Source organism: Nonomuraea maheshkhaliensis, from assembly GCF_039529435.1.
GTDB lineage: Bacteria > Actinomycetota > Actinomycetes > Streptosporangiales > Streptosporangiaceae > Nonomuraea > Nonomuraea maheshkhaliensis.
Window position 1 is genome coordinate 17,048 of the sequence record NZ_BAAAMU010000068.1, and the last position, 12,662, is coordinate 29,709.

Consider the following 12,662-nt stretch of genomic DNA (forward strand, 5'->3'; position numbering starts at 1 on the left):
AACCCCGGCCTATCCACAGACTACGGGCTCCTGGGGGTGGGTCGGTCGTCCACCTAGGTCATATCACCGGCGGGAACGGCTTCGCCCAGGAGGGTTCGTTCCCGGACGAACAGGGCCCCGGGAGACGGTGGTGTCCCCCGGAGCCGTGAGCGAGGTGTCCTGGGTCAAGCCGCCCGGAATCCCGAAGCCCTGAGCGTGGTGCCGTGAGCGTGGTGCCGTGTTCAGGGCCGTGATCAGGACGGTGTCGGCCTGGGCTCGTCGTCCGCCGTCACCACGAGCGTGGCGGAGCGTTCCTTGCCGTCACGCTGGTACTTCACGTTGATCTTGGCGCCCGGAGCCTTGCTGCGAATCAGGGCGATCAGCTCGTTCCCGTCCTGGAGCGCGAGCCCATCGATCTCCAGGATCACGTCACCCGCCTTCAGCCCCGCCTTCCCGGCCGGCCCGTCGGCGTCCACCGGCTGCTGGCCGCCGGCGGGCTCGGTGGCGATCTTCACGCCGACCCCGCGGTAGTCCTTCTCCAGCACGATGCCGATCTTGGGCCGCTTGGCCTTGCCGGTCGTGATCAGCTCTTCCGCCACCCGGCGGGTCTGGTTCACCGGGATGGCGAAGCCCAGGCCGATGCTGCCGCTCTGGCTGCTCATCGAGCGCCCGAGCGTGGCGATGGCCGAGTTGACGCCGACGACCTCGCCCCGGCCGTTCACCAGCGGCCCGCCCGAGTTGCCCGGGTTGATGGCCGCGTCGGTCTGGATCGCGCTGATGTACGCGGGCTCCTCGGCGCTGGTGCCGGTGTCGTCACCCGCGATGACCGGGCGGTTGAGCGAGCTGACGATGCCGGTCGTCACCGTGCCGGTCAGGCCCAGGGGCGAGCCGATGGCGATGACGGGGTCGCCCACCACGACCTGGTCGGAGTTGCCGAGCGTGATCTCCGGCGTCCCGAACGTCTCCTCCGGCTTGACCACGGCCAGGTCGGAGCCAGGGTCGCGGCCCACGATGCGGGCCGAGGTGGTCTTGCGGTTGTTGAACATGATCCGGATCTCGCCGCCCTTGGCGGCCAGCGAGACCACGTGGTTGTTGGTGACCACGTAGCCGTTCTTGATCAGGAAGCCGGAGCCGGAGGCGCCCTCGGTGTTGGTGCCGTTGCCGACCTCCAGCGAGACCACGCTGGGCAGCACCCGCGAGGCCACGCCGGCGACCGAGTCGGGCGCGCGGTTGGTGGCGCCGGTCGGGAGCGGGCCGAGGCTGTAGGAGGGGTCGTTGCCGCTGGTCGGCTTGGTGAGCAGGTAGGTGCCGACGCTGCCGAGCATCGAGGCCGCCAGGGCGATCACCACGGCGAGTGCGACGAGGAGACCGGTGGAGGGGCCACGCCTGGCCGTGCCCACGCCCTGCGGGCCGGGGGGCGGTGGCGCCCAGCTTGTTCCCATGCCGAGCGCCTGACGCGGGGGCGGCGGCGGCGCGGATCCGCCGTAAGGGCGGGAACCGCCGTAGGACTGCTCGCCCGAGGACCCGAACGGCGGCCCCTCGTAGGAACGCGCGCCACTGTCGGGGGAGCCGAAGAACGGGCTGTCGTAGGCGCGGGTGCCGTTGTCGGGCGCGCCGGGTGAGCCTCCGCCGGGTGAGCCGTAGGACGGCCCGGAACCCGCGCCGTCGGGAGGACCGAACGTGGGGGCGCCGAACTGAGGGCCGGTCTGGTAACCGGGTTGGGGACCGGTCTGGGGGTCGGTGCGGGGGTCGTGGGAGGACGCGCCGGATGGGGAGCCGCTGGAGGATGAGGCGTCGTACGAGCGGTACTCGTACGGCGGCGAGCCGTAGCCCTCGGAGCGGCCCGACGGGTCGCCCCACGACGAGCCGAACGAGGCGGGCGGCTCGGGCCGCCTGCCGTCGTAGTCGGACCTGTCGTCCGCGGGCAGGAAGTCCGGCCGCCCCTGTGGCTCGGGGTAGTCCGACGGCGTGCGTCCTTCTCTGGGGCGCTCGTCGGTCATCTAAGTCTCACCACTCCTTGGCTCGGCCACCGCAATCCTCGCTACTGCGGCATACGAGGGTCATAAAGCTTTAGTCAGGACTTGCTTGTGACAATTCCCGAACCCAGATCGTATGCCCCGCTCGCCGCCGACTACGCCAACCGTCTGTTCCCGGCATACCGGGGGTCAAGGCGTGGCGGTGGAAGGAGCGTTCGTAGGCGTAGTACGAGCCTGCTGCTGGAACAGTTCAACGGGCGGAGCCGGATTGCCCTGTCCGACGCCCGAGGCGGCGAAGAAGGTGCCCAGCGCCACGGCCGCGGAGACCACCCCGACCGCCACGTACGTCGTGCGCCTCCTAGAACCGCGGCCAGGGCCCGAGCCCCCACCGATGGCGTCCCTGCGCGGGCGGTTGTCCAGGGGGGCGATGCTGTGGGGACCGGGGATGGGCACACCGCCGAACGTGCGGGAAGGGAAAGGGCGCTCCCTCGGCGGCAGCGGGCCACCCGGCTCAGCCATCCGGAGCAGCGACATGGTCAGGTCGGCCGGCATCGCCGGAGTCTCCAGCGAACGCAGGCGCGTCTTCAGCGCCCGCATCGACTCGACCTCGCGCCTGCAGTCAGCGCAGAAAGTCAGATGGGCGAGCGCGCGCTCACGTTCGGTGTGATTGAGTTCGCCGTCGACGAGCGCGGATACACGTTCTCCAAGATGAGCCATATCAGACTTCCTCCCCACGGATCACGGTCGGGGGGAGTTGAGAATTACGGGGGGCCCGATGGTCGAGCGCCTCCCGCAACTGCGCCCGGCCACGGTGAATACGGCTTCGGACCGTACCCAGCTTGACGCCGAGCGTGGCCGCGATCTCCTCGTAAGACAGGCCCTCGATGTCGCACAGCACGATCGCGGCCCGGAACTCGGGGGCGAGCGCGTCGAGGGCGGCCTGGATGTCGGGCTCCAAGTGAGCGTCGTCGAGCGCCTGCGCCGGCGACGGCTCGCGGCCGCGCAGCCGCTCGGCGGCGTCGTCGGCCAGACCTTCGAACCTGATGCGCTGCTTGCGCCGCGCCATGTCGAGGAACAGGTTCGTCGTGATCCGGTGCAACCACCCCTCGAACGTGCCGGGGGTGTAACTCGACAGCGACCTGAAAACCCGGACGAAGACCTCCTGTGTCAGGTCTTCGGCATCGTGAACGTTGCCGGTCAGCCGGTAGGCCAGCCGATACACGCGTGCGGAGTGAGTCCGCACCACTTCCTCCCAGGTGGGAGGCGTCCAGTCAGACGACACGGGAGTATCTGTCTGGTGGTCGCTTTCGTCCACCAGAACTCCTCTCTCTGGGACCACCACTACCGCCATAGTGCCTGGTTTCGTCCCTTCGTGCGTACTGCCTGCCTTCCGGACCGGCAAAGCCCGTTTAAACCTGCAACGCCTTAGGTCCCTCCTGAGTTCCCGTCCCGGCGTGTCTCCCCTAGGCTGCGATCGGTGCCAATCTCGCGGACCAATCGCACGAAAGTGGGGGGAGGAGGCCGATGACCAGTCCGGTGGAGGCCACTCTGGCCTATGCGGAGCAGTTCCATCACGAAGATGAGATCCTGCACGCGGCGCGGCAGCGCGGGCTTGAGATGGGGGCCATGCCCATCCTTCCCGGCGGAGGGGCGGCCCTGTGCTTCCTCGCCACCGCCGTGAACGCCAAGTCCGTCGTCGAGGTCGGCACGGGCTGCGGGGTGTCGGGGCTGTGGCTGCTGCGCGGCATGCGCGCGGACGGCACGCTGACCAGCGTCGACGTCGAGCCGGAGCATCAGCGGCTGGCCAGGCAGGCGTTCGCGGAGGCCGGCTTCTCCGGCGGCCGGGTGCGGCTCATCTCGGGGCGGGCGCTCGACGTGCTGCCGCGGCTGTCGGACGGCGGCTACGACATGGTGTTCGCCGACGCCGCGAAGTACGAATACGCCGACTATCTCGCCGAGGCCGTCCGGCTGCTGCGCGTGGGCGGCATCGTGGCCTTCGACAACATGTTGTGGCACAACCGGGTGGCCGACCCCGCGCAGCGCGACACCGAGACGGTGACGCTGCGCGAGGTGGGCAAGCTGGTGCAGTCGGACGAGCGCCTGCGTTCGGTGCTCATGCCGCTGGGCGACGGCCTCCTCGCCGCCGTCAAGATCGCCGACTAGCCGGCGCCGAGCCGCCCGGCGGGCCGGGCCTCGGCCGAGCCCGCCCGGCGGGCCTCCGGTAAGGCTCAGCCGGTCAGGCTCGGGTGAGCCACTCCAGCAGGACGCGTACGCCGAAGCCGGTGGCGCCCTTGCTGAGCGTGCCCTCGTCGACCGTGCTGCGCCCGACGCCGGCGATGTCGAGGTGCGCCCACGGCCGCCGGCCCGCGAACTCGCGCAGGAACAGCGCCGCCGTGATGGACCCCGCGCCGTACGTGGACCCGGTCTCGACGTTGGCCAGGTCGGCGATCGACGATTCCAGCGCGGGCGCGTAGTCCTCGATCAGCGGCATCCGCCACAGCCGGTCGTCGGCGGCCTGCCCGGCCTCCACGAGCTCCTTGGCGAGGACGTCGTCGGAGGAGTAGACGGCGCCGACGTGACGGCCGAGCGCGACCGTGATCGCCCCGGTGAGCGTCGCGATGTCGACCACCACGTCGGGGTCGAGCACGGCGTCGGCGTAGGCCAGCGCGTCGGCCAGCACCAGCCGCCCCTCGGCATCGGTGTTGAGCACCTCGACCGTGCGCCCGCCGTAGGGGGTGATGACGTCGCTCGGCCGCTGGGCGGTGCCGGACGGCATGTTCTCGGCGGCGGCGACGAGCCCGGTCACGCGCACGGGAGCCTTGAGCGCGGCCAGCGCGCCGAGCACGGCGATGACGACCGCGCCGCCCGCCATGTCGGTCTTCTGGGTCTTCATGTTCTCGGTGGGCTTGAGCGACAGCCCGCCCGAGTCGAACGTGATGCCCTTGCCCACGAGCACCACGTGACGCTCGGCCGGCTCGGCGGGCGTGTAGGAGAGCTTGATCAGCCGGGGCGGCCTGACCGAGCCCTTCCCGACGGCGAGGAGGCCGCCGAACCCGTCGGCCCGCAGCCGCTCCTCGTCCCACACCTCGACCGGCACGCCCACCTCGGCGGCCCGCTCGGCGAGCCAGGACGGGTCCTTGACGGACGCGGGCGTGTTGGCCAGGTCGCGGGCGAGCGCCACGGCCCCCGCCACCCCGGCGGCGCGGCGCACCGCCGCCTCGTCGGCGCCGGCGAACACCAGGGCCCGCACGGGCTGCCTGCCCGCTGCGCCGATCTTGAAGGAGTAGGCGGCCAGCAGCGCCGCCTCGGCGAACACGGCCACGTCGCCATCGGGCACCACCACGGTCAGCGCGTCGCGGCCCTTGACCTTCCTGGTCAGCGTCGCGGCGGCCTTGCGCAGGGCACGGGGTGAGCCGTCGCCGACGCCGTACAGCAGGACGCGTCCCACGCCGCCGGCCCGTGCCACCGGGACCTCGACGATCTCCCCCGCCTCTCCCTTGGCCTCGTAGTGCGCCAGCAGGTCGGGCACCGGCAGGTGCAACTCGACCGCGGGAGCGAGGTCGGAGGCGTAAGGTACGGCCAGGAGCTCGGCATCGCCGGGAACCTCGGCGATCACCGACGCCGTGGTCTCAATGGGCACGAGAACATCTCCTCAAACGTCAGCGACCCTGGCGCCGGGCCACGCCAGGGTCGGTCAATCAAGTGGTCTCTCGGGAGCTCTCAGCCGACGACGTTCTTCAACGCCTCGCCGAGGGCCTTCGCCTCGTCGGCGGAGATCTCCACGACGAGCCGGCCGCCACCCTCCAGGGGGACCCGCATGACAATGCCGCGCCCTTCCTTGGTGACCTCGAGCGGACCATCGCCGGTCCGCGGCTTCATCGCCGCCATGCGTGCATCCCTTCCTGCCTTGGGCTCCCGCGGCCCGCGATTTCCGACCTCCCGAGGGGGTGGTCGGCGCATTCACGTCTTCTGTGATGTCCTATTCTCCCGCATCGAGAGCGCTCATGGGTAACGATCTCCTCCCAGAATGCGTTGTCGAGGCGTGCGATGACGTCCAAACTGGACCTCGTGCACGCTCGCGCCGCTCTGTTCGACCTCTATGGGGACCACTTACGCTCACGCGGTGGACAGGCATCCGTCGCCGCACTCGTCCGGCTGATGAAACCCCTGGACATCGCCGCTCCCGCCGTACGCACGGCGGTTTCACGCATGGTGCGGCAGGGGTGGCTGCGGCCACTGAGACTGCCTCAGGGCGCCGGCTACGGGCTGACGCCGAAATGCGTCAGACGGCTGGATGAGGCAGCACTGAGAATTTACCGAGCGGGAACGCTGACCTGGCACGGCCGCTGGCATCTGATCGTCTTCGAGCCGGTCAAGGAGCGTCCGCGAAGAGAGCGGCTCAAGGCCGACCTGACCTTCCTGGGCTACGCGTCGCTGTCGGAGACCACCTGGATCGGCCCGCGCTCCTCGATCGAGCTGGACAACCTGCTCGAAGGCGAGGGGGTGCGGGCCGACAGGTTCGACGCCGGGCTGGAGGGCGACCCGCGCGAGCTGGTGGCCAGGGCCTGGGATCTGACCTCCATCGGCGAGGCGTACGAGAGCTGGCACGCCGAAGCTGTCACGCTGATCAGCACGCTGCCGGAACAGGCCCCGGCCGACCTGGTGTTCGCGACGAGGAGCAGACTCGTGCACGGGTGGCGCAACTTCCTGTTCCGCGACCCCGGCCTGCCGCCCGAGCTGCTGCCAGCGGGCTGGCCGGGCGAGAAGGCCAGGGCCTACTTCGAGCAGGAAGCCGCCCGGCTGCTGCCCGCAGCCGCCGCGTTCGTCGACAGGGAGTTGATGTGATCCGCTACGAGACGGCCGACGCCGTCGCCACCGTCACCCTCGACCGTCCCGAGGCGATGAACTCGCTGACCGCCGAGACCAAGCAGGAGCTCCTCGCCGCCCTGCGCCGCACCGCGGAAGACCGCGCGGTCAGGGCCGTGCTGCTGACCGGCTCGGGCCGGGCCTTCTGCGCCGGGCAGGACCTGCGTGAGCACGCCGCGAACCTGGAGGCTGGCCGTGGCCTGGCCGACACCGTGCGCGCGCACTACAACCCGATCGTGGAGCTGATCACCACCATGGCCAAGCCGGTGGTGGCCGCCGTCAACGGCGTGGCCGCGGGCGCGGGCGCGTCCCTGGCCTTCGCCTGCGACCTGCGGGTGGCCTCGGAGAAGGCGAAGTTCGCGCTGGCGTTCGCGGGCATCGGCCTGGCGCCCGACACGGGCGCGTCGTGGACGCTGCAGCGCCTGGTCGGCCCCGGCAGGGCGGCCGAGCTGATGCTGCTCGGCGAGCCGCTCGACGCGGCCCGCGCGCTGGAGCTGGGCCTGGTCACCCGGGTGGTCCCGCCGGGCGAGGTGCTGAAGAGCGCCCAGGAGCTCGCGGTACGGCTGGCGCAGGGCCCCACGCTGGCCTACGCCGCCACCAAGCGGGCGCTGGCCTACGCCGCCACGCACTCGCTGCCCGACGCGCTGGCCCTGGAGGCCGAGCTTCAGGACGAATGCGTCGCGACCCGCGACCATCTCGACGCCACCCGGGCCTTCCTCGCCAAAGAAGTGCCGGTCTTCAACGCGGAGTGACCGAGCCGGCACGGCCGCGTGGGTAAGGCTTGCGCCATGCGCTCTTCCGGATCCGATCGCCCGCGCGCTCCGTATGACGTCGAGGGCCTGCGCGCGAGGGCCGTGCGCCTGCTCACGGGCGGCGCGTTCGACGCCTCCGACCCGGTCTACGAGCGGCCGATGGCCACGCTGAGCGAGCGCGCCGCCCGCCGGCTGGCCGAGATGACGCCCGGTCTCCTCTGGCCGGACCTGCCGCTCGGGGGCCGGCCCGGCCGCGTCACGGGCAGCTACGGCCGGCTGCGGCTGATCGCCACCGCGTGGGCCACGCCCGGCACCGCCCAGTACGGCGACGACGCCGTGGCGGCCCAGGTGATCGAGGCGCTCGACCTGCTGCACGAGGGCCACTACAACGAGCGGCTCCCGGAGAGCGGCAACTGGTGGTTCTGGGAGATCGGCACGCCCGCCGAACTGGCCCGGGTGTGCGTGCTGCTCGGCGATCGGCTCGACGCGGGCCGGACGGAGGCGTACCTGAGGGCGATCGACCGGTTCTGCCCCGACGCCGACCGGCGCGCGGGCTGGCCGGACGCCTCCGAGAGCGGCTCCAACCGGGCCGACAAGGCCGGCATCGTGGCCTTCCGCGGCGTGGCCGGGCGTGACCCCGGCCGGCTGGCGCTGGCCCGCGACGGGCTCTCCGACGTGCGTGACGGCGGGCGGCACAGCGTGTTCCGCTACGCCGAAAGCGGCGACGGCTTCTACCGCGACGGCTCGTTCATCCAGCACGGCAGCGTGGCCTACACGGGCTCCTACGGCCTGTCCCTGCTCATCGCGGTATCCGAGAGCGTGGCGCTGCTGCACGGCTCGCCCTGGGAGGTGAGCGACCCGGGGCTGCGGGTGGTGCTGGACGCGGTCGAGCGCTCCTTCGCGCCCTTCATGCACGACGGGCTGCTCATGGACACCGTCAGGGGGCGGGCGGCGACGCGGCAGGCGTTCTCCGACCGGGTGGCGGGCCATGGCGTGATCTCGGCGGTGCTGCTGCTGGCGGAGAGCGCGCCGGAGCCGTACCGGAGCCGTTTCATGGCGCTGGCCAAGGGGTGGATCGAGCGCGGCGGGAGCCGGGCCTACCTGCGGCACGCGAACGTGCCGGAGACCAGGCGGGCGGTCGCGGTGCTCGACGACAAGAGCGTGGAGGCCGCGCCGGGCCCCTCAGGGCACTTCGTGTTCCCCTCGATGGACCGGGTCGTGCACCGGCGGCCCGGCTGGTCGGTCGCGATCAGCATGTCGTCGCGGCGGGTCGCCGCCTACGAGGCGATCAACGGGGAGAACCCGCACGGCTGGTACACCGGCGACGGCATGACCTACCTCTACACCGGCGACCTCGGCCATTACGGGCACGACTTCTGGCCGACCGTGGACCCGTACCGGCTGCCCGGCACCACCGTGGACACCCGTGAGCGGGCCGATCTCGACTTCAGCGCCTACCGGCCGGCCAACGAGCCGGCGGGCGGGGTGGCGCTGGAGGGGCGGTACGGCGTCGCGGCCATGGAGCTGATCGGCGACGGCGTCACCCTGCGGGCGCGCAAGTCGTGGTTCTGCCTCGACTCGGCCGTGGTGGCGCTCGGCGGCGGCATCACCAGCGGCGACGGCCGCAGGATCGAGACCGTGGTGGACAACCGCGCCACGGATGCGGAGCCGTACGTGGGCGACGGGTGGATCCACCTGCCAGGGGCGGGCGGCTACGTCGTCGACGGGGCCTCGATGCTGGTGGAGACGCGTTCGGGCCGCTGGCGCGACATCAACGCGGGCGACGACACCGAGGGCGCCGCCGACCTCGTCTCCCGGCGATACGTGACGATCTGGTACGACCACGGCATCGACCCGCAGGACGCCACATACGCCTACGTGCTGCTGCCGAACGCCACCCGCGAGCGGACCAGGTCCTTTCGCGGCAGCCGGCCCGCGCGGGTGCTGGCCAACACGCGGGACGTGCAGGCCGTACGGACGCGCTCGCTGCTCGGGGCGACCTTCTGGACGCCGGGTACGGCGGGGATCGTCAGCGTGGATCAGCCCTGCGTGGTGATGCTGCGCCGGGCCCGCGAACGGCTCTTCCTGGCCGTGGCCGACCCGAGCAGGACCGTGGACGTCGTGACGATCACGCTCGACCGCCCCGCCCGCGGGGTCGTCAGGGCCGACGAGACCGTCACCGTGCGCACAGGCAGGACCCCCGTGATCACCGTGGCGGTAGGCGGGTCGCTGGGGCGCGGCCACGGCGTGGAGCTCAGCGGCTCCGCGCCAGGCAGTCCTTGATGTGGTCGTTGACCAGGCCGATCGCCTGCATCAGCGCGTACGCCGTGGTCGGGCCGACGAACCGGAAGCCGTGTTTCTTCAGCTCCTTGGCCAGCGCCTTCGAGCCAGGGGTGACGGCGGGCACGTCGGCCATCGTCGCGGGCACGGGAGCGTCGGGGTCGGCGTGCCGCCACACCAGCTCCGACAGGCCGCCGGGCAGGTCGTAGGCGGCCCTGGCGTTGCCGATGACGGCCTCGATCTTGGCCCGGTTGCGGACGATGCCCGTGTCTCCGAGCAGGCGCTCGACGTCCTGCTCCGTGTACGCGGCGACCTTCGGGATCGAGAAGCGGTCGAAGGCGGCGCGGAAGTTCTCCCGCTTGCGCAGGATCGTCAGCCACGACAGGCCCGACTGGAACGCCTCCAGCGACACGCGCTCGAAGACCTCGTCGTCGCCCCTGAGCGGGCGGCCCCACTCGTCGTCGTGGTAGGCGAGGTACATCGGGTCGGACATACCCGCCCAACTGCAGCGGATGGGCTCACTCACGGGCGCTCGTCGCCGTCCTTGCCTTTGCTGTCCTTGTCCTTGTCTTCGACGGCCTCGTCCTTGACGGCGGGCTGAGGCTCATCCTCGGCGTCGGGCTCCTCGCGCACCGCCACCGTCTCCTCCGCCTTCTCACCGTCGGCCGGCTGCTCGGCGGGCTCTTCCTCTGCCGCCTCCTCGGTTTCGGCCACGAACTCGTCGTCCGGTTTGGCGGCGGCCCCTTCATCGGAGGCAGCGGCGGCCGGGGTCTCGCCGTTGGCGGCGGCGGTGTCGCCCGGCTGGGCCACCCGCCACTCCGGCGGGCGCTTGAGCTGCGCGGCGTGCTCCCACGTCGCCGTGGCCCCGCCCGCCCCCACCGGATCGCCCGACTCGGGCAGTTCGCGCGGCGTGGCCGGCGCCTCGGGCTCGTGCTCGGTACGCGGCCCCGCCCCCGGCGCGGCATAGACCTCCTGCCGCGCGTACAGCCGGCTCGACAGCAGCTCGGAGACCCGCTGCTCCAGCACCGCGATCCGGGTGTCGCGGGCGCTGATCGCGCCGGCGGCCCTGCGCAGGGTCTCGTCGACGCTCTGCGTGTGGTAGCCGACCAGGTTGACCGGCAGTTGGAGCGCCATGAAGTCGACCGCGGTGAGCTGCCCCGCCTCGGGCAGGTCGAGCGGCGGCACGTCGGGCGGGAACTCGGTCAGCTCACCGCCCCTGCCGAGGGAGACCAGCACCACGCAGGCCAAGATGGCGATGGCGGCGATGGCGAGTATGACCAGCACATTGGCATCGTACTCATACCATCGGGGCACGAGGTCCCGCACTTGCCGCGTCCGCCCCCGGAAGCGAGCGAAGCCGCGCAGGTCAGCCCGCGGCCTCGCCGAGTTCGGCGACGCTCGGCCGCACGGGCTGGGTGCGCGATTCGAGCGCGGCGAACGCCTCCGCCACGGTCGAGGTCCAGGAGATCGCGTCGAAGACGTCGGGGCGGGTGAAGCCCTGCTCGTACATGCCGTCGACCAGGTGCTTGAGCGGGTCGTACAGGCCGAACGGGTCGAGGATGACCAGCGGGCGATCGTGCAGGCCGAGCACGCGGGCGGTCCAGATCTCGAACAGCTCCTCCAGCGTGCCGATGCCGCCGGGCAGCACCAGGAACGCGTCGGAGCGGGCGTCCATGATGCCCTTGCGCTCGCGCATGTCGGCCGTGACGATCAGCTCGTCGGACTCCACGTCCGCCACCTCCATGTCCACCAGCGCCTGCGGGATCACCCCGACCGTCCGGCCGCCGGCGGGCCTGGTGGCGGCGGTGACGGCGCCCATGCAGGACACCGACCCGCCGCCGCTCACCAGGGTGTGGCCACGCCGGGCGAGCTCGGTGCCGACGGCGGCGGCCAGCTCGATGTACTTCTTGTCGATGTTGAGGCTTGAGGCGCAGTAGACGCAGATGTTCACGGCGCAAGAGCTTATTCGGGGCCTACTGGGGCTCCGCGGTCTGGACCGCCGCGGCCTTCAGCTCCTCCTCACGCTGCTGGGAGCGGGCCCGGTCGGCGTCGACGATGATCCGCACGGCCTCTTCCGCGTCGTCGGTCATGGTGATCAGGTCGAGGTCCTGCGGCGCGATCTTGCCGGTGCCGAGCAGCGTGCTCTTGATCCAGTCGAGCAGCCCGCCCCAGAACTCCGAGCCCATCAGCACCACGGGGAAGGAGGTGACCTTGCGCGTCTGCACCAGCGTGAGCGCCTCGAACAGCTCGTCGAGGGTGCCGAAGCCGCCGGGCAGGGCGATGAAGCCGCACGAGTATTTGACGAACATCGTCTTGCGCACGAAGAAGTAGCGGAACTCGATGCCGAGGTCGACGTAGTCGTTCATGCGCTGCTCGAAGGGCAGCTCGATGCCGAGCCCGACCGACACCGCGCCGTCGACGTCGAGCGCGCCCCGGTTGGCCGACTCCATGACGCCGGGCCCGCCGCCCGTGATCACGGCGTAGCCGGTCTCGGCCAGCTTCCTGCCGAGCGCGCGGCCCATCGCGTAGTCGGGCGTGTCGGGGGCGGTGCGGGCCGAACCGAAGACGGTGACCGCCGGCGGCAGCTCGGCGAGCTGCCCGAAGCCCTCCACGAACTCCGCCTGGATGCGCAGCACCCGCCACGGGTCCATGTGGACCCAGTCGGAGGATCCCTGGCGGGCCAGCAGCCGCTGGTCGTGGGTGGAGCTGGGGACGAGGTCGCCACGGACGACGGCTTGTCCCTGGCGGCGCTCTCGGCGAATCTTTTCCATGGAGATGACGCTAGCCCTTCTCACGCGCGGCCGGTTCC

13 protein-coding genes and 1 pseudogene are annotated in these 12,662 nt (G+C 71.5%); 4 read left to right on the top strand and 10 right to left on the bottom strand.

What is annotated here, in order from left to right; genetic code table 11:
• Positions 1-233 precede the first annotated feature (233 nt).
• From ABFX54_RS35150 to sigE, 4 genes and pseudogenes are all read right to left on the bottom strand, one after another.
• On the bottom strand, positions 234-1,979 hold the full coding sequence (locus ABFX54_RS35150; protein ID WP_346110975.1) for a S1C family serine protease: 1,746 nt from the start codon (positions 1,977-1,979) through the stop codon (positions 234-236).
• 165 nt (positions 1,980-2,144) lie between these two features.
• Positions 2,145-2,552: an anti-sigma factor gene (locus ABFX54_RS35155; RefSeq protein WP_346111014.1), complete on the bottom strand. Its 408-nt coding sequence runs from the start codon at positions 2,550-2,552 to the stop codon at positions 2,145-2,147.
• A gap of 27 nt (positions 2,553-2,579) precedes the next feature.
• Positions 2,580-2,672 (bottom strand): annotated as a pseudogene (locus ABFX54_RS35160) (zf-HC2 domain-containing protein); the annotation flags it as partial.
• 1 nt (position 2,673) lies between these two features.
• Positions 2,674-3,306, bottom strand: coding sequence for an RNA polymerase sigma factor SigE (gene sigE / locus ABFX54_RS35165; RefSeq protein WP_346110977.1), 633 nt, complete (start codon positions 3,304-3,306; stop codon positions 2,674-2,676).
• A 173-nt stretch (positions 3,307-3,479) separates the two neighbouring features.
• Here sigE and ABFX54_RS35170 point away from each other — a divergent pair, with 173 nt between their 5' ends.
• Positions 3,480-4,118, top strand: coding sequence for an O-methyltransferase (locus ABFX54_RS35170; RefSeq protein ID WP_346110978.1), 639 nt, complete (start codon positions 3,480-3,482; stop codon positions 4,116-4,118).
• 73 nt (positions 4,119-4,191) lie between these two features.
• Here ABFX54_RS35170 and ABFX54_RS35175 read toward each other — a convergent pair whose 3' ends face one another.
• Both ABFX54_RS35175 and ABFX54_RS35180 read right to left on the bottom strand, forming a co-directional pair.
• On the bottom strand, positions 4,192-5,595 hold the full coding sequence (locus ABFX54_RS35175; protein WP_346110979.1) for a leucyl aminopeptidase: 1,404 nt from the start codon (positions 5,593-5,595) through the stop codon (positions 4,192-4,194).
• An 80-nt stretch (positions 5,596-5,675) separates the two neighbouring features.
• On the bottom strand, positions 5,676-5,843 hold the full coding sequence (locus ABFX54_RS35180; RefSeq protein WP_020545024.1) for a DUF3117 domain-containing protein: 168 nt from the start codon (positions 5,841-5,843) through the stop codon (positions 5,676-5,678).
• Positions 5,844-6,002: 159 nt separating this feature from the next.
• On the opposite strand from ABFX54_RS35180, the gene ABFX54_RS35185 reads away from it, so the two are divergent.
• Genes ABFX54_RS35185 through ABFX54_RS35195 form a run of 3 tightly spaced genes read left to right on the top strand, consistent with a single transcriptional unit; the run spans position 6,003 to position 9,856 of the window.
• Positions 6,003-6,800 carry a PaaX family transcriptional regulator gene (locus ABFX54_RS35185; RefSeq protein WP_346110980.1) on the top strand — a complete coding sequence of 266 codons (798 nt, stop codon included), beginning with the start codon at positions 6,003-6,005 and terminating at the stop codon, positions 6,798-6,800.
• Positions 6,797-7,573: an enoyl-CoA hydratase-related protein gene (locus ABFX54_RS35190; protein ID WP_346110981.1), complete on the top strand. Its 777-nt coding sequence runs from the start codon at positions 6,797-6,799 to the stop codon at positions 7,571-7,573. Before ABFX54_RS35185 ends, ABFX54_RS35190 begins: the two co-directional genes overlap by 4 nt.
• Positions 7,574-7,609: 36 nt before the next feature.
• Positions 7,610-9,856, top strand: a complete 2,247-nt coding sequence (locus ABFX54_RS35195) for a polysaccharide lyase 8 family protein (RefSeq protein ID WP_346110983.1) — start codon at positions 7,610-7,612, stop codon at positions 9,854-9,856.
• Here ABFX54_RS35195 and ABFX54_RS35200 read toward each other — a convergent pair.
• The 4 genes from ABFX54_RS35200 to ABFX54_RS35215 all read right to left on the bottom strand — a co-directional run bounded on the left by ABFX54_RS35200 (position 9,828) and on the right by ABFX54_RS35215 (position 12,624).
• Positions 9,828-10,346, bottom strand: a complete 519-nt coding sequence (locus tag ABFX54_RS35200) for a DNA-3-methyladenine glycosylase I (RefSeq protein WP_346111011.1) — start codon at positions 10,344-10,346, stop codon at positions 9,828-9,830. The two genes, ABFX54_RS35195 and ABFX54_RS35200, sit on opposite strands and share 29 nt — an antisense overlap.
• A 29-nt stretch (positions 10,347-10,375) precedes the next feature.
• The gene (locus ABFX54_RS35205; protein ID WP_346110984.1) at positions 10,376-11,137 is read right to left on the bottom strand and encodes a hypothetical protein; all 762 of its coding nucleotides are present in this window, start codon (positions 11,135-11,137) and stop codon (positions 10,376-10,378) included.
• A gap of 82 nt (positions 11,138-11,219) precedes the next feature.
• Positions 11,220-11,804 (bottom strand): LOG family protein, encoded by a 585-nt coding sequence (locus ABFX54_RS35210; protein ID WP_346110985.1) that lies wholly within the window; start codon positions 11,802-11,804, stop codon positions 11,220-11,222.
• A 22-nt stretch (positions 11,805-11,826) separates the two neighbouring features.
• On the bottom strand, positions 11,827-12,624 hold the full coding sequence (locus tag ABFX54_RS35215) for an LOG family protein (protein WP_346110986.1): 798 nt from the start codon (positions 12,622-12,624) through the stop codon (positions 11,827-11,829).
• Positions 12,625-12,662 lie beyond the last annotated feature (38 nt).